The 24059-nt window shown below is 72.0% G+C and carries 17 protein-coding genes; 11 read left to right on the top strand and 6 right to left on the bottom strand.

What is annotated here, in order from left to right; translation table 11 throughout:
* Positions 1-13 precede the first annotated feature (13 nt).
* From rpsR to rpsF, 3 genes are all read right to left on the bottom strand, one after another.
* Positions 14-250: a 30S ribosomal protein S18 gene (gene rpsR / locus PUR61_RS39910; protein ID WP_030304537.1), complete on the bottom strand. Its 237-nt coding sequence runs from the start codon at positions 248-250 to the stop codon at positions 14-16.
* A gap of 79 nt (positions 251-329) precedes the next feature.
* Complete coding sequence (locus tag PUR61_RS39905; protein WP_329884830.1) at positions 330-947, bottom strand: single-stranded DNA-binding protein; 618 nt, start codon at positions 945-947, stop codon at positions 330-332.
* A 96-nt stretch (positions 948-1043) separates the two neighbouring features.
* Positions 1044-1334: a 30S ribosomal protein S6 gene (gene rpsF, locus PUR61_RS39900; protein WP_329884829.1), complete on the bottom strand. Its 291-nt coding sequence runs from the start codon at positions 1332-1334 to the stop codon at positions 1044-1046.
* A gap of 300 nt (positions 1335-1634) precedes the next feature.
* On the opposite strand from rpsF, the gene PUR61_RS39895 reads away from it, so the two are divergent.
* The 3 genes from PUR61_RS39895 (at position 1635) to PUR61_RS39885 (ending at position 4311) form a co-directional block, all read left to right on the top strand.
* Entirely contained in the window at positions 1635-1934 is a 300-nt protein-coding gene (locus tag PUR61_RS39895) for a hypothetical protein (RefSeq protein ID WP_329884828.1), read from the top strand.
* 165 nt (positions 1935-2099) lie between these two features.
* On the top strand, positions 2100-3218 hold the full coding sequence (locus PUR61_RS39890; RefSeq protein WP_329884827.1) for a lipid II:glycine glycyltransferase FemX: 1119 nt from the start codon (positions 2100-2102) through the stop codon (positions 3216-3218).
* 58 nt (positions 3219-3276) lie between these two features.
* A complete protein-coding gene (locus PUR61_RS39885; protein WP_329884826.1) occupies positions 3277-4311 on the top strand; it encodes an alanine racemase in 1035 nt (344 codons plus the stop codon).
* A 66-nt stretch (positions 4312-4377) separates the two neighbouring features.
* Here PUR61_RS39885 and PUR61_RS39880 read toward each other — a convergent pair whose 3' ends face one another.
* Positions 4378-5967, bottom strand: a complete 1590-nt coding sequence (locus PUR61_RS39880) for a glycosyltransferase family 87 protein (protein WP_329948377.1) — start codon at positions 5965-5967, stop codon at positions 4378-4380.
* A 204-nt stretch (positions 5968-6171) separates the two neighbouring features.
* On the bottom strand, positions 6172-8958 hold the full coding sequence (locus tag PUR61_RS39875; protein ID WP_329884824.1) for a transglycosylase domain-containing protein: 2787 nt from the start codon (positions 8956-8958) through the stop codon (positions 6172-6174).
* A gap of 352 nt (positions 8959-9310) precedes the next feature.
* Between PUR61_RS39875 and PUR61_RS39870 the strand changes: the two genes are divergently transcribed.
* The 5 genes from PUR61_RS39870 (at position 9311) to PUR61_RS39850 (ending at position 14590) form a co-directional block, all read left to right on the top strand.
* Complete coding sequence (locus tag PUR61_RS39870; RefSeq protein WP_329884823.1) at positions 9311-10009, top strand: PadR family transcriptional regulator; 699 nt, start codon at positions 9311-9313, stop codon at positions 10007-10009.
* 128 nt (positions 10010-10137) lie between these two features.
* Positions 10138-11220 (top strand): inositol-3-phosphate synthase, encoded by a 1083-nt coding sequence (locus PUR61_RS39865; protein WP_329884822.1) that lies wholly within the window; start codon positions 10138-10140, stop codon positions 11218-11220.
* A gap of 148 nt (positions 11221-11368) precedes the next feature.
* On the top strand, positions 11369-12706 hold the full coding sequence (locus tag PUR61_RS39860; protein WP_329884821.1) for an MFS transporter: 1338 nt from the start codon (positions 11369-11371) through the stop codon (positions 12704-12706).
* 97 nt (positions 12707-12803) lie between these two features.
* On the top strand, positions 12804-13514 hold the full coding sequence (locus PUR61_RS39855; RefSeq protein ID WP_329884820.1) for an LppU/SCO3897 family protein: 711 nt from the start codon (positions 12804-12806) through the stop codon (positions 13512-13514).
* 35 nt (positions 13515-13549) lie between these two features.
* Positions 13550-14590 (top strand): LppU/SCO3897 family protein, encoded by a 1041-nt coding sequence (locus PUR61_RS39850; protein ID WP_329884819.1) that lies wholly within the window; start codon positions 13550-13552, stop codon positions 14588-14590.
* Positions 14591-14688: 98 nt separating this feature from the next.
* On the opposite strand, the gene PUR61_RS39845 is transcribed toward PUR61_RS39850, so the two are convergent.
* A complete protein-coding gene (locus tag PUR61_RS39845; protein WP_443035326.1) occupies positions 14689-16140 on the bottom strand; it encodes a CCA tRNA nucleotidyltransferase in 1452 nt (483 codons plus the stop codon).
* A 433-nt stretch (positions 16141-16573) separates the two neighbouring features.
* Here PUR61_RS39845 and PUR61_RS39840 point away from each other — a divergent pair, with 433 nt between their 5' ends.
* The 3 genes from PUR61_RS39840 to PUR61_RS39830 all read left to right on the top strand — a co-directional run bounded on the left by PUR61_RS39840 (position 16574) and on the right by PUR61_RS39830 (position 24028).
* Entirely contained in the window at positions 16574-19075 is a 2502-nt protein-coding gene (locus PUR61_RS39840) for a DUF6049 family protein (RefSeq protein WP_329884818.1), read from the top strand.
* 57 nt (positions 19076-19132) lie between these two features.
* Positions 19133-21676: a murein biosynthesis integral membrane protein MurJ gene (murJ, locus tag PUR61_RS39835; protein ID WP_329884817.1), complete on the top strand. Its 2544-nt coding sequence runs from the start codon at positions 19133-19135 to the stop codon at positions 21674-21676.
* Positions 21677-21988: 312 nt separating this feature from the next.
* Positions 21989-24028: a serine/threonine protein kinase gene (locus PUR61_RS39830; RefSeq protein ID WP_329884816.1), complete on the top strand. Its 2040-nt coding sequence runs from the start codon at positions 21989-21991 to the stop codon at positions 24026-24028.
* The last annotated feature ends 31 nt before the right edge of the window (positions 24029-24059 follow it).

The following is a 24059-nucleotide window of genomic DNA, read 5'->3' as shown; positions in this document are numbered from 1 at the left end:
TGGTCACCCTCTCTTAGCGCGCGGTGCTGGTGTAGGGCAGCAGCGCCATCTCACGGCTGTTCTTCACGGCCGTGGCGACGTCACGCTGGTGCTGGGTGCAGTTGCCGGTGACCCGGCGGGCACGGATCTTGCCACGGTCGGAGATGAACTTCCGCAGCAGGTTCGTGTCCTTGTAGTCAACGTAGTTGACCTTGTCCTTGCAGAAGACGCAAACCTTCTTCTTCGGCTTGCGAGCAGGCGGCTTCGCCATTGTGCGCTCCATTTGGGGTTCACGGCCGGGCGGGCGTCCGAGGACGCCGGCGGCCCGGCCGCACGAAATCTGTCAGCTCTTAGAACGGGGGCTCTTCCGAGAAGCCGCCACCGGCCGGGGCACCCCAACCGCCGCCGCCACCCTGGTTGCTGTTGCCACCGGATGAGGGGGTGCTGGAAGCCCACGGGTCGTCGGAGGGACCGGACTGGCCACCGGAGTTGCCACCCCAGTTGCCGCCCTGCTGTCCGCCGCTGCCGCCGCCCCAGTTGCCACCGCTCTGGCCGCCGCCCTGCGGGCCGCCGCCGAAGCCGCCGCCGCCGGGAGCACCGGACCGGTTGGCCCGGGTGACCTTCGCGGTCGCCGAGCGCAGGCTCGGACCGACCTCGTCGACCTCAACCTCGAAGACCGTCCGCTTCTCGCCTTCCTTGGTCTCGTAAGACCGCTGGCGCAGTCGACCCTGCACGATGACGCGCATGCCGCGCTGCAGCGACTCGGCCACGTTCTCCGCCGGCTGCCGCCAGACGTTGCACGTGAGGAAGAGGCTCTCGCCGTCCTTCCACTCGTTCGTCTGACGGTCGAAGGTGCGGGGGGTGGACGCGATACGGAACTTCGCGACCGCCGCACCCGACGGGGTGAAGCGCAGCTCGGGGTCGTCGACGAGATTGCCGACGAGGGTGATGACGGTCTCGCCTGCCATGGTGGTGATGACCTCTCGGGAAGATGTCCGTTCACCGCTGTTTCACGTGAAACAACGGTCGCGAGCTACCCGAGACCCGAAGGCCTCAGAGGTGGCTCAGTGGGTGTCCGGGCGCAGGACCTTGGTCCGCAGAACCGACTCGCTCAGGCCAAGCTGGCGGTCGAGCTCCTTGACGACCTCAGGCGTGGCCTGAAGGTCGATGACCGAGTAGATGCCCTCGGACTGCTTGTTGATCTCGTAAGCCAGACGGCGGCGACCCCAGGTGTCGACCTTCTCGACCTTGCCACCGCCGTTGCGGACGACAGCGAGGAAGCTCTCGATCAGGGGGGAGACAGCGCGCTCCTCGACCGACGGGTCGAGGATGACCATCAGCTCGTAGTGACGCATGAGTAACCCACCTCCTTTGGACTCAGCGGCCACGGTCTTTCCGTGGCAGGAGGGTTGTGCAGCGTCGGCACCGGAGCAGTGTCGACTCCGGCCCACCGTAGCGGCCGGGTCCGACAGCCTGACTCCGCTCACCCGGAAGAGGGCAGAGGAAGGCACAACTACACCAGTGCAGACGGCACAGCCTACCTGCACCCGGACGGCCGAACAAAACGCATAGGGGTTGTGAGACCAGTCCAACCGCCGCAATCTGGACGGAACGGGTTTCCTGCCCGTTCGTCTCCTCGCCAGGAGGTGGGACTCATGGCCCAGACCATCCACCGGATGCCCCCTCTCACCCTGAACACCGACGGCCACCCGCACCCGCGGGAGAACGCCCTGGTGGGCGTCACGGCCGTCCTCGGCGTCATCGCCTTCGTCACCTCGTTCTTCCACAACCTGCACCTGCTGACCTCGTGGACCGGCCTGTTCGGGATCGCCGCGGGCCTGCTGGGGGTGTTCCTCTCCGTGACCACCGCGGAGCGGTTCATCCTCATGATCACGCTCGGCGCCTCGGCGATCGGCTTCTACCTCGGAATGGCGCGCGGAGGACTGTGGGGTTAGCCACCCCGCGCAAGGAACCCCCGGCGCCCCCCTCGCGTACCTACCTAGGACAGGCCGGTGCGCGACGGGGGCGTCGCCGCGCCCGCAGCCCCGGGGGGCCCGGACGATAAGGTCACCCCGAGATACCGGGGCCCACTGCAGCCCGACCGACGAGGAGCACCGAGCATGAGCCTGCGCCTGAGGACGATCACCCGCGAGGAGCACCTCGCCTTCATCAGGAGCCGCGCCTCGGCCAGCCACATGCAGGTGCCGTCCTGGGGCGATGTGAAGGCCGAGTGGCGCACCGAGTCGATCGGCTGGTTCGACCAGACCAACCAGATCGTCGGCGCCGGGCTGGTGCTCTACCGCCAGCTGCCCAAGGTCAAGCGGTACCTGGCCTACCTGCCCGAGGGCCCGGTGATCGACTGGTTCGACCGCGACCTCGACCGCTGGCTGCAGCCGATGCTGGCGCACCTGAAGTCGCAGGGCGCGTTCTCGGTGAAGATGGGCCCGCCGGTGGTCATCCGCCGCTGGAACGCGCCGACCATCAAGGAGGCCATCGCCGCCAAGCAGGCCAAGCGCCTGCGCGACGTCGAGGCCGACTGGTACGAGCCCCGCGCCTTCGAGGTCGCCGACCGGCTGCGCAAGGCCGGCTGGCTCCAGGGCGAGGACGGCGGCGCCGGCTTCGGCGACGTCCAGCCGCGCTACGTCTTCCAGGTCCCGCTGGCCAACCGCTCGCTGGACGACATCCAGAAGGGCTTCAACCAGCTCTGGCGCCGGAACATCAAGAAGGCCGAGAAGAGCGGCGTCGAGGTGATCCAGGGCGGCTACGACGAGCTGCCGATCTTCCACCAGCTGTACCTGGTGACCGCCGAGCGCGACCGGTTCACCCCGCGCCCGCTGTCCTACTTCCAGCGGATGTGGAAGGCCCTCACCGCCGAGGACCCGAACCGGATGCGGCTCTACATCGCCTACCACGAGGGCGAGCCGCTGGCCGCGACCACGATGCTGGTGGTCGGCGAGCACGTCTGGTACTCCTACGGCGCCTCCGCCAACCACAAGCGCGAGGTCAAGCCGTCCAACGCGATCCAGTGGCGGATGATGCGCGACTCGTACGCGCTCGGCGGCGGGGTGTACGACCTCCGCGGCATCTCCGACACGCTGGACGAGAACGACCACCTGTTCGGCCTGATCCAGTTCAAGGTCGGCACCGGCGGCCAGGCCGCCGAGTACCTCGGCGAGTGGGACTACCCGCTCAACAAGCTGCTGCACAAGGCGCTCGACCTGTACATGTCGCGCCGCTGAGCAACAGCGCCGTAGCCGCCGAGCCGCCCGTGCCCCACACCCTCTGGGAGATGACCCGATGACGCTGTCGCTCTACCTCGACACCGAACGCTGGCGTACCCACCAGCGCTCCGTCCTGGCCGAGTTCCCCGGCCTGGTGCCGGTGGCGAAGGGCAACGGCTACGGGCTGGGCAACCACCGCCTGGCCGAGGAGGCCACCCTGCTCGGCACCGGCATGCTGGCGGTCGGCACCGCCTACGAGGCGGCCGACGCGGCCGACTGGTACGGCGGCGAGCTGCTGGTGCTCACCCCGTACCGGGTCGGCGAGGAGGCCCTGCCGCTGCCGCACGCCCGGGTGATCCGAACGGTGGCCAGCCTCGACGGGGTGCGCGCGCTGCACGGCGCCCGGGTGGTCGTGGAGTGCATGACCACCATGCGCCGGCACGGCGTCTCGGCGGCCGACCTCCCGGCGGTCGCCGCCGAGCTGGACGGCGTCTCCTTCGAGGGCCTCGCGCTGCACCTGCCGATGGACCGGCCGGACGGCTCCAGCCCGGTCGAGGAGGTCGCGTACTGGGTGGACACCGCCCGGGCCGCCGGGGTGCCGGTGCACACCGTCTTCGTCAGCCACCTCGGTGCGGCGGGCCTGGAGCAGCTGGCCGGGCGCTACCCGGACACCGTGTTCCGGGCCCGGATCGGCACCCGGCTCTGGCTCGGCGACCACGGCGCGCTGGAGGTCCGGGCGACGGTGCTGGACGTCACCCCCGTCGCCAAGGGCGACCGCTACGGCTACCGCCAGCACCCGGCGCCGGCCGACGGCCACCTGCTGGTGGTCGCCGGCGGCACCGCGCACGGCATCGGGCTGGAGGCGCCCAAGTACGTGCAGGGCATGTCCTCGCGGGCCAAGGGCATCGCCCGGGCCGGCCTGGCGACCGTCAACAAGACCAAGTCGCCGTACAACTGGACCGGCAAGCAGCTCTGGTTCGCCGAGCCGCCGCACATGCAGGTCTCGCTGCTCCTCCTGGACGGCGAGACCAAGCCGCCGGCGGTCGGCGACGAGCTCGGTCTCCAGGTGCGGCACACCACCACGCACTTCGACCGCGTGGTGGACCGCTGACCGGTCGCCTGACGGTCGCCGCCGGCCGGCCCCGGTGTGCCGCCGGCGACCGGCCGCCGGCGGCCGTCAGGACTTCTCGGCCGGCTCCTGGGCCCGGGCGGGCGGCTCGATGAGCCACCCCTCGGAGCCGGCCGGCGCGTACCCGGCGTAGCTCGCCTCCTCGCGCAGCTGCCGGGCGGCGCCGAGCACGAAGACGTCCGGGGCCTGGTCGAGCACCCCGCCGGAGGGGTCGTCGCTGCCGTCCCAGCGCACCGGGTCGCGGTCCGGCAGCAGGATGTCCCGGATCACCACGCCGACCAGGTAGAGCGTGCCGAGCAGGTGCAGCACGATCGCGAAGTGGTACCAGGACTCGCCGATCCCGTGCTGCTTGGGCCCGGTGACGAAGCCCAGGTGGGACCAGATGCCCAGGGTGTAGAGCACCTCGCAGGCCTGCCAGATCAGGAAGTCCCGCCAGCGCGGCCGGGCCAGCACCGCGAGCGGCAGCAGCCAGAGCACGTACTGCGGCGAGTACACCTTGTTGAACACCACGAACGCGGCCACCACCAGGAAGGCCAGCTGGACGACCCGCGGGCGGCGGGGCGCCGAGAGGCCGAGCCACGCTATCCCCGCACAGCTCAGCACCATCAGGATCGCGATGAAGGTGTCGAGGTTCTCCAGCCCGACGCCGCGGGTCTGCATCAGGATCAGCCAGAGCGAGCCGTAGTCCTCGTTGCGGTGCTTGCTGAAGACGTAGAAGGTCGACCAGCCCTGCCAGTTGGCCATCATGATCGGCAGGTTGACCAGCACCCACGCGCCGACCGCGCCGCCCAGCAGCCCGCGCAGGTCGCGCCACCGGCCGGCCCGCCAGCAGAGCACCAGCAGCGGGCCCAGCAGCAGGAGCGGATAGAGCTTGGCGGCGGTGGCCAGGCCGATGAACACCCCGGCCAGGACCGGCCGCGAGCCGGCCCACCAGGCCAGGGCGACGGCGGCCAGCGCGACCGCCAGCAGGTCCCAGTTGACGGTGGCGTTGAGCAGCAGGACGGGCGCCAGCGCGAACATCAGGGCGTCCCAGGGGCGGCGCCGGTGGGTGCGGGAGAGCGCCACCACGGCGACCACCGCGCAGGCCATCAGCAGGCCCGCGTTGATCACCCAGAACCACCGCTCCTGGTCCTGGAGCGTGCCGCCACCGGGCGTCAGCCAGGCCGAGATCTGCATGAACAGACCGGTCAGCACCGGGTATTCGAGGAACTGCAGATCCCCGGTGGTGCCCGGGATCCGGTCCACGTAGGGGTGCAGTCCGGCCGCGAAGCCCCGCCCGGAGAACAGGTGCGGGACGTCGCTGTAGCAGGCGTGCACGTACTGCGGCGAACCCGGCTGGAACCAGGCCGCGTTGTAGCAGGGCAGCTTCTGCGCCATGCCGAGCACCGAGACCACGATGACCACCAGCGCGAGGAAGCGTGCCGGGACCCACCAGGAGACGCCGAGCAGCGCGCGCTTCCCGGGCGGGCCGCCGATCACCTCGCTGCCGGCCGCCGCCACCGGGTCCTCGTCCGCCGGCACGACCACGGTGTTGGTCACGACCTGGTCGACCCCGGTCACCGGTACCTCGGGGGCAGGCCCGGCGGCGTCGGGGAGCCCGGTCTGGCCGACGGATTCGTCATGAGCGCTGGACGTCATGGCGGACATCCTGCCGCACCTCTCCCGCCCGGACGAGGAGGCCCCCGCCACGGCCCCGCCACCGGGCCGCCGGGGCGTGACGAATCGCGCCGAATACGGCGAAACGGCGGTGGCGGCCCTCCGAGGAGGACCGCCACCGCCGCTTCACCGTTTCCGTGTCCGCACCCGATTGCCTGTCCGCGGTCCGGTTCCGTCCCGGCCGCGCTACGGCACGAGCGCGTTGCCGCTCGGCGGCGCCGACGGCGAGGTCGGCGGTTTGGTCGACGGCTTGGGAGTCGTCCCGCCGGTGGCGCCGCCGGCACCGCCGCCCGGGTCGGTGGTCGGGCTCGGCCCCGGCACCGTCGGCGTGGTGCAGCCGATGTTGCCGATGATGCAGGTCGGCGAGACGCCGCCGCCGCCGGTGTTGCCGCCGTTGCCGTTGCCGCCGGTGTTGCCACCGCCTCCGTTGCCGCCGCCGGTGTTGCCACCGCCGGTGGTCGCCGGGCTGCTCCTGGTCGGGACCGGGGGTACCGGCACCGTCCCCGGGCAGTCCACGCCGGGGACGCAGACCGGGCCCTGGGTGACCGGGGGCTGGGTCGGCTGCTGGGCGTTCGGGTCCGGCGGCACGGTCGGCATGGTCTCGGTCGTGGTGGGCGTCGGCGTGGCGCTCGCCGTGCTCGGCGCACCGGAGGAGTCGACCTGGGAGCCGACCGGCTGCGGTGTCGGGAAGTCCAGCTTCTTCTCGTTGGCCAGCGCCGCCTTCATGTACCGCGTGAAGACGTCGGTCGGGGTGTCACCACCGTGCACCGAGTCCTTGCCGCCGGTGCCGTTCAGCGAGAGCCGCTCGTGCTGGGTCGGGTCCTCGCGCCACATCGCGACGCTGGTGGACAGCTGCGGGGTGTAGCCGACCCACCAGGCCGACTTGTTCTGGTCGGTGGTACCGGTCTTGCCGGCCACCGGGCGGCCCAGCGCGTTGGAGTTCTTGCCGGTGCCGTTCTTCGCCACGTTCACCAGCACGTCGGTGACGTTGTCGGCGACGGCCGGCTCCAGCGCCTGCTTGGGCTCGTGCTTGCCGCCGAAGCCGGGGCGCTCCTTGCCGTCCACCAGGACCTTGGTCACCGAGTACGGGTCCGCCTGCTTCCCGCTGGCGGCCAGGGTCGCGTAGGCGTCGGCCATCCGGATCGGGCTGATGGTGGAGACGCCGAGCGGGAAGGTCGTGGTGTTGGCCTCGGCGGCGAGGTTCTCCTTGCGGACGCCCATCGCCTCGGCGACGGCGGCCACGTTCGGCCCGCCGACGTCCTGGTTCAGCTGGACGAAGGGCACGTTCCACGACCACTGCATCGCGAGCCGCAGGGAGACGTAGCCGCGCTTGCCCTTCTCCTCGTTCTTCTGCCGGTACGGCTTGCCCTTGTCGTCGAGCACCAGCGAGCCGTCCGCCTTGCGGATCTCCGAGAGGTCGTCGGACAGGTAGCGGCTGTCGGCGTTGATCCGCTTCGGCTTGCCCTTGTCGTCGGTCTGGGTCTGCACACCGCTCTGCATGGCGGCGGCCAGCACGAAGGGCTTGAAGGTCGAGCCGACCTGGACGCCCTGGGCGTCGGCGTTGTTGTCGTGGTGCCCGTTCTCCACGCCGTCGCCGCCGTAGATGGCGACGAGCGCGCCGTCACCGGGGCGGATGCTCGCCGCGCCGAACTGGACGAAGTTGTCGTTGTCGGGGCGCTTCTGCGGGTTCAGCGTCTCGGCCCTGACGTCGTCCACGGCCTTCTTGAGGGCTTCGACCTTGTCCTTCTCGAAGGTCGTGTAGATCTTGAAGCCGCCCTTCTCGATCGCCCGCTGGTCGATCGTCGGGTCCTTGACCATGACGAACTTGTTGGCGGTCTCGACCAGGTAGCTGATCTGGCCGTTCATGTTGGCCGGCGGCACCTGCTTGATCGGGTCCGGGAAGGCCGTGCACTTGGCCCGCTCCTCGGCGGTGGCGTTCTTGGTCTCCACCATCCGGTCCAGGATCCACTTCCAGCGCTCCTCGGCGCGGGGGCGGTTCGCCTTGATCGTCGGGTCGTAGTACGCGGCGCCCTTGAGCAGCCCGGCCAGCATCGCGCTCTGGCAGAGGTTCAGGTCCTTGGCGTTGACGCCGTAGTAGGCCTGGGCCCCCGCCTGCGCACCGGTCGCACCGCGGCCGAACCAGCTGGTGTTGAGGTAGCCCTTGAGGATCTCCTCCTTGGACTGGTCCTGATTGATCTTCAGCGTGATGAAGAACTCCCTGACCTTGCGGGAGAGCGTCTGCTCCTGCGTCAGGTAGGCGTTCTTGACGTACTGCTGGGTGATCGTGGACGCGCCCTGCGTCTCGCCGCCCTTGGCCATGTTGATGACGGCGCGCGTCATGCCCTTGGGGTCGATGCCGCTGTCGGTGCGGAAGGTCTCGTTCTCCGCCGCGATGACCGCGTTCTGCAGGGTGGGCGAGATGTCCGCGAGCTCGACGATCTGGCGGTTGGTCTCGCCCTTGCGGACCATCTCGGTGCCGTCGGCCCAGTAGTAGATGTTGTTCTGGTCGTTCACCAGGGCGTTGAGCGGCGGGATCTTCGTCGACTGGTAGACGAAGTAGATACCGCCGACGCCGGTGGCGAAGACGAGCAGGAACGCACTGAGCCAGAGCCGCCAGGACGGCAGCCAGCGGCGGAAGCCCTGCTTGCCGAAACGGGGGTAGTCGATGAACCGTTTCTTGCCGGGTGCACCGCCGGAGGCGCCGGGTCCACCGGCGGCACCCGGGCCGCCGGGACCGCCCGCGGCAGGGCCGGTACCGGCCGCACCGCCGCGCCGGCCACCCTTCTGGGACGCCTTGCGCATCTCGGCACGGGTCATCCGGGGCTGCTGGGCGGTCTCCCGCATTCCGGGCGGGCGCCGGCGTCCGAGGCCCTCCGAGGCGACCTCGTCGCTCCCCGCTCCGTCCGGGCGTCCGCTGTCGCCGCCCGGAGGCTGCCCGCCGCCACCAGGCGACCTCCGCCGTCGTTCACTCATGTTCCAGGTACTCCTCGCCAGGCCGGTCGAGCCTGAAGGCAGGGTTCACGTCCGATGCCCGCAACCGCCCTAACCCCGGAGGTGGTCCTCGTGCACACGCGACAGCGTACGCAGCACTGAATCCGAACTAATCGGGCATCAATCCCCAATACCCATAAAACGACTGCAGATCATTACACGGCCGTTGCCAAGGACACCCGCGCGCCGCCTTGTGATCACATTCACGCGCGTCCCCCTTGCCCGTTCGGGGACCCAGGTTTACTGTTCTCGATATATCGAGCCGATACATCGGAGCGGCATACCGCCGGACACGGCGGGTCGCGGACCGGGCGAGGAAGGGAGGACGACGGCAGTGGGCAGGCGCTCAGGAGTGCTGGAGTTCGCCGTTCTCGGCCTGCTCCACGACGCCCCGATGCACGGGTACGAGCTGCGCAAGCGGCTCAACGTCCTGCTCGGCTCGTTCCGCGCCTTCTCCTACGGGACCCTCTACCCCTGCCTGAAGAGCCTGGTGGCTCAGGGCTTCCTGGTCGAGGACAACCCGGAGGTCGAGTACGTCCCGGCCACCGCGCTCAACGGCAAGCGGTCCAAGATCGTCTACCGGCTCTCCCCCGAGGGCAAGGAGCGCTTCGAGGAGCTGCTCGCCGACTCCGGCCCGGACGCCTGGGAGGACGAGCACTTCGGTGTGCACTTCGCCTTCTTCGGCCAGACCGACCGGGCCGTGCGGATGCGCGTCCTGGAGGGCCGCCGCAGTCGGCTGGAGGAGCGCCTGGAGCGGATGCGCAACTCACTGGCCCGCGCCCGCGAGCGGTTCGACGACTACACCGTCGAGCTTCAGCGGCACGGACTGGAGTCGGTGGAGCGTGAGGTCCGCTGGCTCAACGAGCTGATCGAGACCGAGCGGGCCAACCGCACCGGCCGGACCGGACCGTCCACCGACGGGACCGGCCCCGCAGTAACCAAGACTTCGGACGGCCGTGGCCAGGAGGACGGGTCCTCGGACCCTCCCGGGCCACCGTACGACCGCCCGGGGCGCTCCGAGCAGGAGCGCTGACACCGCGTCAGCCCTGTGCCGCACGCGGCAGGAGTGGGCGCCTCGCGCCCATCAGCAGTCATCGAAGAAGCAGGACGAGTACCGCCGATCTTCGGCGGCGCTCATGAGATCACAGGGAGCAACCGGAAATGGGTTCGGTTCGCGTAGCCATCGTGGGCGTCGGCAACTGCGCCGCGTCGCTGGTGCAGGGTGTCGAGTACTACAAGGACGCCGACCCGGCCGGCAAGGTCCCCGGGCTGATGCACGTCCAGTTCGGCGAGTACCACGTCCGTGACGTGGAGTTCGTCGCCGCCTTCGACGTCGACGCCAAGAAGGTCGGATTCGACCTGGCCGACGCCATCGGCAGCAGTGAGAACAACACCATCAAGATCTGCGACGTGCCGCCGACCGGCGTCACCGTCCAGCGCGGCCACACCCTCGACGGCCTGGGTAAGTACTACCGGGAGACCATCGAGGAGTCCGACGAGGCCCCGGTCGACGTCGTCCAGATCCTCAAGGACCGCCAGGTCGACGTCCTCGTCTGCTACCTGCCCGTCGGTTCCGAGGCGGCGGCGAAGTTCTACGCCCAGTGCGCCATCGACGCCAAGGTCGCCTTCGTGAACGCCCTCCCGGTGTTCATCGCCGGCACCAAGGAGTGGGCGGACAAGTTCACCGAGGCCGGCGTGCCGATCGTCGGTGACGACATCAAGTCCCAGGTCGGCGCGACCATCACGCACCGCGTGATGGCCAAGCTGTTCGAGGACCGGGGCGTCGTCCTCGAGCGCACCATGCAGCTGAACGTCGGCGGCAACATGGACTTCAAGAACATGCTCGAGCGCGAGCGCCTGGAGTCCAAGAAGATCTCCAAGACGCAGGCCGTCACCTCGCAGATCCGCGACCGCGAGCTGGGCGCCCGCAACGTCCACATCGGTCCCTCGGACTACGTGGCCTGGCTGGACGACCGCAAGTGGGCGTACGTCCGCCTGGAGGGTCGCGCCTTCGGCGACGTCCCGCTGAACCTGGAGTACAAGCTGGAGGTCTGGGACTCCCCGAACTCCGCCGGTGTCATCATCGACGCCGTCCGCGCCGCGAAGATCGCCAAGGACCGCGGCATCGGCGGCCCGATCCTCTCGGCCTCCTCGTACTTCATGAAGTCCCCGCCGGTCCAGTACTTCGACGACGAGGCCAAGGACAACGTCGAGAAGTTCATCCGCGGCGAGGTCGAGCGCTGATCACCGCGGGATCCGCGGCCGTCGGGCACTGAACCGACGGCCCGCCCGCACGGAAACGGGCCCACGGTCAACCACCGTGGGCCCGTTCACCTTTTCCCGGCTCATGTTTCACGTGAAACACCGACCGGTTCCATGGCACCCTGGGCAGGTGGCGATCACGGAGAACGGCAGCACCCACCAGACCGCGCACCGCGCCACCCTCCTCGACCTGCTCCGCGGCCGCGACTTCCGCCGGCTGCTGACCGCCCGTGTCCTCTCCCAGCTCTCCGACGGCGTCTTCCAGGTCTCGCTCGCCGCCTACGTGGTCTTCTCGCCGGAGAAGCAGTCCTCCCCCGCCGACATCGCCTCGGTGCTGGCCGTGATGCTGCTGCCGTTCTCGGTGATCGGCCCGTTCGCCGGCGTGCTGCTGGACCGCTGGCGCCGCCGACAGGTGCTGTACGTCGGCAACCTGGCCCGGTTCGGGCTCGGCCTGGTCACCGGCGCCCTGCTGCTAGCCCAGGCGCCGACCTGGCTGTTCTTCGCCTCCGCCCTGCTGGTGACCGCACTCAACCGGTTCATCCTGGCCGGCCTCTCCGCCGCGCTGCCCCGGGTGGTGAGCCAGGAGCAGCTGGTCACCGCCAACGCCCTCTCCCCCACCCTGGGCACGGTCGCCGCGGCCTGCGGCGGCGGAGTGGGCTTCCTGCTCCACCAGGTGATGCCCCCCGGCCCGCGGGCCGACGCGGCCCTGGTCTGCGTCGCCGCGCTGCTCTACCTCTCGGCCGCGGTGGCGGCGCTCCGGATGGACAAGGACCTGCTCGGCCCCGAGAGCCACCCCGGCCGTCCGGCGCTGGGCCGGGCCCTGGCCCAGGCCGCCCGCGAGCTGCGCGCGGCCGTCACCCACCTGGTGCGGGACTGCCGCCCGGCGGCGCACGCGCTGGCGGCGGTCACCGCGGCCCGGTTCTGCTACGGCGTCCTGATCGTCGTCGTGGTGATGCTCGCCCGCTACACCTTCAACGATCCGGCGGACAGCACGGCGGGGCTGGTCACCCTGGGCCAGGCGGTCGGTCTCTCCGCGGCCGGGTTCTTCGTCGCGGCGGTGATCAGCCCGTGGTGCACCCGCCGGCTCGGGCTGGCGGGCTGGATGACGCTCTGTCTGGCGGCCCCGGTGGTCTTCGTGCCCGCTCTGGGTCTGCACTTCTCCCTGGTGCCCTGCCTGATCGCCGCGCTACTGCTCGGCGTGGTCACCCAGGGCACCAAGATCTGCGCCGACACCGTCGTCCAGGAGTCGGTCGAGGACGAGTACCGCGGCCGGGTCTTCGCCCTCTACGACGTGCTCTTCAACGTCGCCTTCGTGGCCGCCGCACTGGTCACCGCCCTGGTGCTGCCGCTCTCCGGCCGCTCGGTCACCGTCGTCCTGGGGGTGTCCGCGGTGTACGCGCTGGCCGCCGTCCTCTACCTGCGCACGGCCCGGCGCACCGGCCCCCTCCCCGGTGACCAGGCGTCCTGAGCACCGCCGCCCCCTGCGGCCGGGCGCCGTCGGCGCGAGTCGCTAAGGTACGTCAGATCTGTCGCAGCGACAGCACTCTGTCTCGGGGGACAATCCGATGAGCACACCGCCCGGCCCGTACGGGCCACCGCAGCAGTACGGCCATCCGCCGGCGCCGCAGCCCTACGGCGCCCCGGCTCCGCCGCCGTACGGGCAGCCCCAGCCGGTGGCCGCAGGCTACGGTGCCCCGCCGCCCGGCTACGGCTACCCGGCCGCCCCGCAGCCGGCTCCGCCCGCGCCCCCGTACCCGCAGGGCGGCTACCCGCAGGGTGGGTACCCGCCCGGGCCGCAGGACCGTGCGCCGTACCAGCAGCCCCCGCAGGGGCAGCCGTACCCCCAGGCCCAGCCGTACCCGCAGGCCCCCTACGGCCAGGCGCCGCAGCACGGCTACCCGCCGGCCGTTCCGCCCGGCGAGCCGGCCCGCAAGGGCCGCGGCAAGGCCCGGCTGAAGGCGGTCGGCGTGGTGCTGGGCGTGATCGCCCTGATCATCGGTTACTTCGTCACCGGCCCGAGCGTCAGCAGCGCCAAGGCCGGCGACTGCGTCAAGGCGAGCGGGTCCCGCGACGTGTCCGTGGTCAAGTGCACCGACGGCAAGGCGAACTACAAGGTGCTGGCCAAGTTCGAGTCCACCACCGACACCACCCGGTGCCGGGAGACCGTCGGCACCACCAGCACCGTCTCGGGCAAGAGCGGTCGCCGCTGGAACAAGAAGCGGTACGTGCTCTGCCTCGGCCCGCTCGCCGGCACCCCGCCGGTCAAGAAGTCCTGACCGCTCGCCACCTCAGACCATTCCGGGGGATCCCGATGTCCGTTCCGCCCCAGATGCCGTACGGCGCACCGCCGCCCGCCGACGGTTCCAACCCGTACGCCGACAACCCCTACGCCGGGCAGCAGGCCCCGCCGCCGGGCACCCCGCCCCCGCCCGGCTACGGCTACCCCGCGCCGCCGCCCCCGGCCGCACCCGGCTACGGCTACCCGGGCGCCCAGGGCCCGCAGCCCGGTCCCGCCTACGGGTACGCGCCGCAGGGCGGCCCGGTCTGCCGGTTCTGCGGCGGCTTCCCGGCCGTCGACACCACCGTCCGGGGCCACCAGGGCATCATCATCGTGATGCGGTTCCTGAAACAGCCGGGACCGTTCTGCCGCACCTGCGGCACCGCGGTGGTCCGCGACATGTCCGCCCGCACCCTGGTGCAGGGCTGGTGGAGCTATCTCTCCGGGATCTTCACGGTGGTCACGCTGCTGCGGAACCTGGCGGCCCACAACAAGATCAAGGACCTGCCGCCGCCGGTACCCGGCACCCACGGCCCGCAGCTCGACCCGGGCGTCCCGCTGACCAAGCGGCCGCACATGCTGATGCTGCTGCTGCCGGTGCTCTCGATCGGCTCCCTGATCGTCCTGACGGCCACCGGGGCGTTCCTCGGCAGCCGGCACGACCGCGACCGGTACGACTACCCCCCGCTGACGCTGCCCTCGCCGACGGCGGTGGTCATCCCGACCCCGACGTTCCCGCCGTCCTTCTCGCTGCCGCCCGCCCCGGCCCCGACCGTGACGCTGCCGACGCCCACCGCGCCGGCCACCTCCAAGGTCGCGAGCGACATCGACTACGCCAAGGCCGGCGACTGCCTGCGCAACGAGAACGGCACCTCGGCCACCCACGACTCCAACCCGCGGATCACCATGCTCCCGTGCACCGACACGCGGGCCCAGTACAAGGTGCTGAAGAAGGTCTACGCCACCAGCGACGGTGACAAGGCCTGCGAGAACGTCACCGGGTCCGACAGCACCTACACCCGCGAGTCCACCTCGTCGGCGCTCAGCTTCGTCCTCTGCCTGAAGAAGCTCTGACCCCCGGGTACCGAGGTGGGGGCGGCCCGGAACCTTCCGGGCCACCCCCACCGGGCCACGCCCCCCTGGCCACCGCCTTCCGGGCATCGCCTTCCGGACTACGCGCCGGCGTCCTGCTGCGCGTCCCACCAGGCGCGCAGCGCGGCGACCGCCTCGTCGTGCTCCATCGGCCCGTGCTCCAGCCGGAGCTCCAGCATGTGCTTGTACGCCTTGCCGACCGCGGGGCCGGGCTTCAGGCCGAGCAGCTCCATGATCTGGTTGCCGTCCAGCGCCGGACGGACGGCGTCCAGCTCCTCGCGGGCCTTCAGCTCGCCGATCCGCGTCTCCAGGCCGTCGTAGGTGCGGGAGAGCGCGGCCGCCTTCTTCCGGTTCCGGGTGGTGCAGTCGGAGCGGGTCAGCTTGTGCAGCCGCTCCAGCAGCGGACCGGCGTCGGCGACGTACCGGCGCACCGCCGAGTCGGTCCACTCGCCGCCGCCGTAGCCGTGGAACCGCAGGTGCAGCTCCACCAGGCGCGAGACCTCCTCGGTGAGCTCCTTCGAGTACTTCAGGTCGCGCATCCGCTTGCGGGTCATCTTGGCGCCGACCACCTCGTGGTGGTGGAAGGAGACCCGGCCGTCCGACTCGAACCGGCGGGTGCGCGGCTTGCCGATGTCGTGCAGCACCGCGGCCAGCCGCAGGGTGAGGTCCGGGCCGTCCTGCTCCAGGTCGATGGCCTGCTCCAGCACGGTCAGCGAGTGCTCGTAGACGTCCTTGTGCCGGTGGTGCTCGTCGCGCTCCAGCCGCAGGGCCGGCAGCTCGGGCAGCACGTGGTCGGCCAGCCCGGTGTCGACCAGCAGCCGCAGGCCCTTCACCGGCCGGTCGGAGAGCAGCAGCTTGTTCAGCTCGGCCTGGACCCGCTCCGCGGAGACGATGGTGATCCGCTCGGCCATCGCGGTCATCGCCGCGATCACCTCGGGGGCCGGGTCGAAGTCCAGCTGGGCCGCGAAGCGGGCCGCCCGCATCATCCGCAGCGGGTCGTCGGAGAAGGACTCCTCGGGAGTGGCCGGGGTTCGCAGCACCCGGGCCTCCAGGTCGTCCAGACCCCGGTGCGGGTCGACGAAGCCGCGGCCGGGCAGGTCGACGGCCATCGCGTTGACCGTGAAGTCGCGGCGGACCAGGTCCTCCTCGATGGTGTCGCCGAAGGTCACCTCGGGCTTGCGGGAGGTCCGGTCGTACGCCTCCGAGCGGTACGTGGTGATCTCGATCAGGAAGGACCCCTCCGGGGTGTCCTTGCGGGCGCCGACCGTACCGAAGGCGATGCCGACGTCCCAGACCGCGTCGGCCCAGCCCCGGACCAGCTTGAGGACCTCGTGCGGGCGGGCGTCGGTGGTGAAGTCGAGGTCGTTGCCGAGCCGGCCGAGCAGCGCGTCGCGTACCGAGCCGCCGACCAGCGCGAGCCGGTGACCGGCCGCCTGGAACCGGCGGGCGATCTCGTCGGCGACCGGGGAGACCCGCAGCAGTTCCTGCAGGCCGAGGGTCTGCGCCTCGCTCAGGCCGGGAACGGCCTGCACGGCGGTGCTGGAATGATGGACGCCGGACTGGTGGGCGGTGGGCTCATTGGCAGTGGACACGGCTCACAAGGGTACGTGGCCCGAGGGCCCCGCCGCCCGCGCGTTTCCGTGGCCTCACCCCGAGGCCCGCAACACCGCACCCCCCGCCACATCGTTACCATGCCGGTGGAACGAGTCTCGGGCACCGGTGACGGGCCGCGGTGCGGCATGCCGGAACGCCGACCGGACGACGGACGACCGCCATTTTCTTCACGGCTGATCCCCACGGCTGACCCCTACGGCCGGCGGGACAGCCGCAGCAGCAGGGCAGCACGGCATCAAGCAGCGAGCGATCGAGAACGGCGAGGGCGAAGCGCGTGAGCGAGCGGAGCGAGCGAGCCAAAGGTAGGGGCGCGTTTCGCGAAGCGACCGCCGAGCGCAGCGAGGTGGGCGCATGAGCGAGCGAAGCGAGCGAGCCAGGAGCACGGGTCCGGGTCTGGCGGTCCGGACGGCCAGACGGCTGGCCGCCGCACTCGGCGCCACGCTGGTGCTCGTCCCGGTGCTTCCGGGCACCCCGGCGACCGCGCGCCCGGCCGGCGGCTCGCACGCGGCCTCGGAGGCGACGGTCTCCGCCGAGTACCCGGTGGTGATGACCATCGAGTCGGTGAACAAGCCGGTGGCCGCCCTGAACGGCACCGTGACGATCGCCGGGCACGTCACCAACGGCGGTAGGTCGGTGCTCAAGTCGGCCCACGCGGCGGTCCGCAAGCCCTGGCCGAGCAAGCCGCTCACCACCCGCAGCGAGCTGGCCTCGGTGGCCGCCCGGACCACCCCGGAGCGGACGGACGGCATCTCCCTGGACAGCCCGCAGTACGCGCTGAACGAGCTCGGCCCGGGCCAGAGCCAGCCGTACACGCTGAGCGTCGCGGTGACCGACCTGCAGCTCTCCACGGAGGGCGTGTACGAGCTCGCGGTGGACGTCTGGGGCTCGACCGCCGACAACCAGCGCGACCGCCCGCTGGGCATCGCCCGCACCTTCCTGCCCTACGACCCGGTGTCGGCCGAGGCGCAGCCGTCGAAGGTCACCACCCTGTGGCCGCTGGTGCACGCGCCGGTGCTGGCCGCGCAGACCCTCTCCGACAACGACCAGACCATGTCGGTGCTGCGCGACGACAGCCTGGCCACCGAGTTCGCGCCCGGCGGCCGGCTGTACGCGCTGGTCGAGACGGGCTCCACGCTGCCGGGGCTGACCTGGGTGGTGGACCCGGACCTGCTGGACACCGCGTTCGCGATGACCCGGCCGTACCGGGTGCAGAAGCCCGGCACCGCGGGCAACGCGGCCAAGGAGGACAACACCGTCCCCGGCACGGGCACGGCCGCCGCCACGGCCTGGCTGGAGAAGCTGCGGGCCGCCGTCGCCAAGCCGGGCAGCCAGGTGGTGGCGCTGCCGTACGCCGACCCCGACCTCGCCTCGATCGCGCACAACGCCGCCGAGCTGGACGGCATCGACACCGCGCTCGGCAAGGCGGCCACGGCCGGCCGGCTGACCGTCGAGGGCCGGCTCTCGGTGGACACCCGCGCCGACGTGGCCTGGCCCTACCAGGGCTACCTGGACCAGCGGATCGCGGCCGTCGCCCAGCGGGCCGGCGCCGGCCTGGTGCTGGTGAACGGCGCGAGCATGCCCGAGTCCGACGCGCTGAAGTACACGCCGTCCGCCGCGCGTCCGATGGGCAACGGACAGACCGCGCTGGTCGCCGACGAGGAGATCTCGGCGCTCTTCGCGACCGACCTGGTCACTCCGCAGGAGCAGACCCGGGCGGTCCAGCGGTTCCTCTCCGAGACCTTCGTGATCGCCCGGCAGGAGCCGCAGAACCCGCGCGGCCTGCTGGTGATGCCCCCGCGCGACCTGACCGCCACGAACGCCAAGGTGCTGGCCGGCGCGCTCCAGGCCGCCGTCGAGGGCAAGTGGGTCGACCCGGTCAAGCTGGACGTGCTCGCCCAGCTCACGCCGGACCCGAAGGCCAACACGACCGTCCCGGCGCCCGCGGACTACCCGGCCCGGACCCGGGACTCGGAGCTGCCCGCCGTCGACCTGACCGACACCACGCGGATCCAGGCGAACCTGGACACGCTGATGCGGGTGCTGACCCTGCCGCAGCGGGTGCGCGGGCCGTTCAGTGCGGCCATGGTCCGCTCGCTGTCCACCCAGTGGCGATCGGAGGGCTCGGCCGGCGGCGTCTACCGGAAGGGCGTGGGCCTCTACCTCAAGGAACTGACCGACGCGGTGAAGGTGCCGCCGAAGCGGGTCATCACCTTCGCCGGGGACACCGGTGTGCTGCAGGTCAGCGTCCGCAACGACCTGACCCAGACGGTCACCAACCTCAAGCTGGTGCTGGTCCCGGCCCAGCCCAACCGGCTCAGGGTCGAGGTGCCGGCCGAGGAGCTGGTGCTGCCGGCCTCGCAGAGCGTCACCCTGCGGTTCCCGGCCGAGGCGCACAACAACGGGCCGGTCAGCATGACCGCCCAGCTGTTCACCACCGGGCCGAACCCGCAGCCGTACGGTGATCCGGTGCAGTTCACCGTGGAGGTCACCTCGGTGACCAACGGCGTGCTGTACGTCTTCGGCGGCGGACTCGTGCTGCTCCTGCTGGCCGCGCTGCGGTTCGTCCGCCAGCGCAAGCGGCGGACGGCCGACGGCGACGACGGCGACGAGCCCGTCGGCGACGCCCCGCTCGCCCCGGCTCCGGCGGACGACACGGCGGCCGGCGGCCCGGCGGGCGACGCAGGCCGGGGGACCGGGCGGCCGGAGGGCTCCGGGCCCGCGGTGCCCCCGGAACGCGCGACGCGGCCGGAACACCCGGAACACCCCGAACGTGGAGGAGCCGCGCAGACACCGCGCGGCAGCACCGCAGATGGCCGGGATCAGGCCACCAGTGATGAGAAGGTTGGTCCTTGACACCGCCCATACCGCCCGACTCCGGGGCGGCCTCCCCCACGACAGCGAAGAGGTGACATGACCGGGCGCAGCGATGAGCGGCCTCCGGGCCGCGGTGAGGGCCGTCCGGGCGCCGAGTCGCCCTCCGGCGACTGGTACGTGGCCGACACCTATGCCCAGGACCCGTACGCGGCCGACGCGTACCAGGACCGGCAGGGCGACCCGGACCCGTACGGCCTGCGGGCCGCCCGCCCCGCCGCGCCGCAGCAGCAGGCCGCGGCGTACGACGTGCCGCCGCAGCTCCCGCCGCAGGGCGGCGACTACCCGACGCCGGTGCCGCCGGCGCCGTTCACCGCCCCCGTCCCGCCGGTGCAGCCCGGCTGGGACACCCCGGCCCAGGACGGCCGGCAGGGCTGGGAGCAGCAGCAGCCCGGACCGGCCGCGCCCGCCGCACCGGCTCCGGGTGCGTGGGGCGGGCAGCCGCAGTGGCAGCCCGGACCGGCGCACTCGACCTGGGACTCCGAGTCCACCGAGTACGTCGGGGTGGACGCGCTGTTCGGCGGCAACCAGGCGACTGCGGAGGCCCCCCGCCCGCCGGCCCAGCCGTCCCCGGCCCACCCGTACCCCCCGGGCCGGCCGGCGGCCGCGCCGCCCGCCGCACCCGGCCCGTTCGCCCCGCCCGCGCCGTACCCCCCGGCCGGCGCGTACCCGGGGCAGGCACCGCAGGCACCCCACGCTCCGCAGGCACCCCACGCTCCGCAGGCGCCGCACGGCTACGGTCACGGCCACGGGAACGGACCCGACGGGCCGCGCCCGTTCGTGCCGCCGATCGAGTTCGACCCGCCGCTCTCCGAGGCGGAGGCCACCATGCAGGTGGCGGCGGTCCAGCTGCCGCCCGCGGTGGAACTGCTGGAGGACATCGTCGCCGAGGAGCGCGCCGGCACCGCGCCCCCCGCTCCCGCCCCGGCGGCCGGCGGCGGCAAGGTCGCCTCGCTGCTGAACTCCAGCGCGATCATGGCGGCCGGCACCCTCGTCTCCCGCGGCACCGGCTTCGTCCGCACCATGGTCATCACGGCGGCGATCGGCGTCGGCGTGATGGGTGACTCGTACAACGCCGCGTACACCCTGCCGACCCTGCTGTACATCCTGATCGGCGGCGGCGCGCTCAACGCCGTCTTCGTGCCCCAGCTGGTCCGCAGCATGAAGAACGACGCGGACGGCGGCACCGCCTACGCCAGCCGGCTGCTCACCCTGGTGATGGTCGGGCTCGGCGCGGTGGTCCTGCTGGCCGTGGCCGGCGCACCGCTGCTGGTCCAGCTCATCTCGCACCCGATGATGGAGAACCCGGCCCGCGCCGACACCACCGTGGCCATGGCCCGGTACTGCCTGCCGACCATCTTCTTCATGGGCATCCACGTGGTGATGGGACAGGTCCTCAACGCACGCGGCCGGTTCGGCGCGATGATGTGGACTCCGGTCCTCAACAACGTCGTGGTCATCTTCACCTTCGGCGCCTACCTCTGGGTCTACGGCGGATTCGGCACCACCCACGTCACCCCGGAGACGATCAGCCCCGAGGGCGTCCGGCTGCTCGGCATCGGCACCCTGGTCGGCCTGGTCGTCCAGGCGCTGGCGATGATCCCGTACCTGCGGGCGGCCGACTTCTCCTTCCGGCCGCGCTTCGACTGGCGCGGTCACGGCCTGGGCAAGGCCGCCCGGCTGGCCAAGTGGACGTTCTTCTTCGTCCTCGCCAACCAGGCCGGCTACCTGGTCATCACCCAGCTGGCCACCGCCGCCGGCAGCGCCGCCGAGAAGGGCGGCCACAACGGCGTCGGTCTCGCCGCGTTCTCCAACGCCCTGTTGATCTGGCAGCTCCCGCAGGCCGTGATCACCGTCTCGATCATGAGCGCGGTGCTCCCCCGGCTCTCCCGCGCGGCCGCCGACGAGGACGCCGGCGCCGTCCGCGACGACATCTCGTACGGGCTGCGCACCACGGCGGTGGCGGTCGTCCCCGGTGCCTTCCTCTTCCTGGCCCTGGGCCCGGCGATCGGCCGGGCGATCTACGCGGTGGGCGGCGGCGAGGCCGCGCTGGACAGCGCGACCAACGTGGGTCTGATGCTCTCCGCGTTCGCCCTCGGCCTGATCCCGTACTCGGCGCAGTACGTGATGCTGCGCGGCTTCTACGCCTACGAGGACACCCGCACCCCGTTCTCCAACACCGTCTGGGTGGCGGTCTGCCAGGCCGGCTTCTCGCTGGTCTGCTGGTTCGCCCTGCCCTCCGAATGGACGGTGGTCGGCATGGCGTTCGGCTACGGCCTCGCCTACGCCATCGGGGTGATGGTGGCGGTGCCCAAGCTGAAGAAGAAGATCGGCGGCCTGGACACCAAGCGGATCAGCCGGACCTACACCCGCCTGACGGCGGCCTGCGTTCCGGGTGCCCTGGTCGGCATCGGCGCGAGCCTGGCGGTCCAGCAGGTGCTCGACGGCTGGATCGGCAGTATTCTCACCGTCGTCGTGGCCGGCGGGCTCCAGCTGGCCGTCTTCGTGCTCATCGCGAAGCGGCTGCGGATCGAGGAGCTGAACGCCATGCTGGGCATGGTGCGCGGCCGACTCGGCCGCTGACCGACCGTACGTACCGACCGGCCGGACCGGCGGACGCCCTGACCGGGCGTCAACCGGACGGACCGGAATCTCCGCCCCGTCGGGGCGGGCGTCGGGCCGCTCTGCCGGCCCCGGGATGACCCGGGGCCGGCAGAGCGGCCCGACGCCGGATCTGCACCACATCTCTCCACCGTCGCGCAACCACGCGGACCTTTCAGCGGTCGTACCCGGTGGAGAAGAGTGGGCACAATTGTCCTGGAGCACCGGGGCCACTGGCCGCGAGCACCAAAGACTCACTCAGGCCCGGGGCGACAAAGGGGAGGCAGGACCACGGTGGCTGATGGCACCAAGGCGGTCGTCGACACGTCAACGACGGACGGAGCGGCGGACGAGGCCGCACTGGCCGCGGCGATCGACGAACTCGCCGAAGGCACGGCCCGGGCCACCACGGCCGACGACGACGGACAGGACTCCCCGGAGACCGACTCCCCCGGGGCCGACGCCCCGGACACCGAGGACCCCGGCACCGAGGACCCCGGCACCGAGCCTTCCGACGCCGAGCCCTCCGACGCCGGTTCGCCGGGCGTCACCCCCGCCGGAAGCGGCTCCCCCGCAGGGAGCGAGGAGACCTCGGAGACCACCGCCCCGCTGTCGGCCTCCGAGATCGCCGCAGAGCTTGCCTCCGGGGCCGCACGCGCCGCCGAGGCCCGCCGCCGGGCCGCCGCCGGGGCGACCACCCGTCGGCCCCCCGGGCGCCCGCCCCAGGACCCGCAGCCCACCCACGACCCCCGGGACACCGCCACCCTGCCGCAGACCCTGCCCGCCCCGCTGCGGCACAGCGGCGACATGATCGGCCACCGGTACCGGCTGGAGGAGTGCATCTCCTCGACCGAGACCTTCAGCAGCTGGCGCGCGGTCGACGAGAAGCTGCGCCGCGACGTCGGCGTCCACCTGATGGCCTCCGGCCACCAGCGGTCCCGCAAGGTGCTGGCCGCCGCCAAGTCGGCCGCCCTGCTCAACGACCCGCGCTTCGTCCAGGTCCTGGACGCCGTCCAGGAGGGCGAGCTGGTCTACGTCGTGCGCGAGTGGCTGCCGCACGCCTCCGACCTCGCCAAGCTGCTCGCCGACGGACCGATGGAGCCGCACGAGGCCTACCAGATGGTCCGCCAGGTCACCGATGCCGTCGCCGCCGCCCACCGGCGCGGCCAGGCGCACCTGCGGCTCACGCCGCGCTGCGTCCTGCGCACCGACAGCGGCCAGTACCGGATCAACGGCATCGCGGTGGACGCGGCCCTGCGCGGCCTGCCCGTCGACGGCACCGCCCAGGACGCCGAGCGGGCCGACACCCGGGCCATCGGCGCGCTGCTGTACGCCGCGCTCACCCACCGCTGGCCGTTCCCGGAGGACCGCTACGACCTCCAGGGGCTCCCGAGGAACCTCCGCGACGTGCCGCCGGCCCAGGTCCGGGCCGGGGTCCACAAGGGCCTCTCCGAACTGGCCGCCCGTGCCCTGTTCGACCACCCGCCGCACCACGCCGAGCCGATCGCCACCCCCGAGGAGCTCGCCAAGGCGATCGCGCTGATGCCGCGCATCCGCCAGCCCGAGCCCGAACTGCCGGTCTTCGCCGCCCCGCCGCGGCACAACACCCACGCGCTGCCCACCGCGCCCAACCCGACCCGGGTGGTGGCGGCCCCCGGCACGGGGCCGACCCCGATGGCGGCCGCCCCGGCGCGGCGCACCGGGCGGCGGCTGCGCCGGGTGGTCAAGGTGACGGCGTGGACGGTCGCGCTCGGCGCCATCGGCGTCGCCTCCTGGCAGCTGGTGGACAACCTGCGCGGCACCGGCCCCGCCGTCGCGGCCCCCCAGCCCAGCAACACCTCCGCCTCCCCCACCACCCACGCGGCCCCGCGCACGCCGGTGCCGATCCCGGTCAAGGAGGCGTTCGACTACAACCCGCTGGGCACGTCCCCGCAGGGCAAGGACTCCCTCCCCAACGCCATCGACGGCAAGCCCGACACCGAGTGGACCAGCGGCTGGTACAACGACCCGTTCGGTCCCAAGCCGCCGGCCAAGGAGGGCATCGGCCTGCTCCTCGACCTCGGTACGCAGCAGCCGGTCTCGTCGGTGAACGTGCAGTTCGGCACCGCCACCACGGCCGAGCTGCGGATCCCCGGACCGGGGGTCACCGGCGACCCGATGGCCGCCAAGCCCGGGGACTTCACGGTCGCGGGCAAGAAGGCCGGCACCGCGGTCGAGTACAACCTGGACAACCCGGTCACCACCCGCTACCTCTTGATCTGGCTGACCGGTCTGTCGAAGGATTCGGACGGGAAGTACCGCGGCCACGTCGCGGAGGTCCGGGTCTCCGGCTGAGCCGACCCGGGACGGCGGCAGCGGCGGGGCA

Origin of the sequence: Streptomyces sp. BE20 (assembly GCF_036322525.1) — a bacterium.
Lineage (GTDB): Bacteria > Actinomycetota > Actinomycetes > Streptomycetales > Streptomycetaceae > Kitasatospora.
The sequence above is the reverse complement of the archived record's forward strand: the minus strand, read 5'-3'. Positions and strand labels throughout refer to the sequence as shown.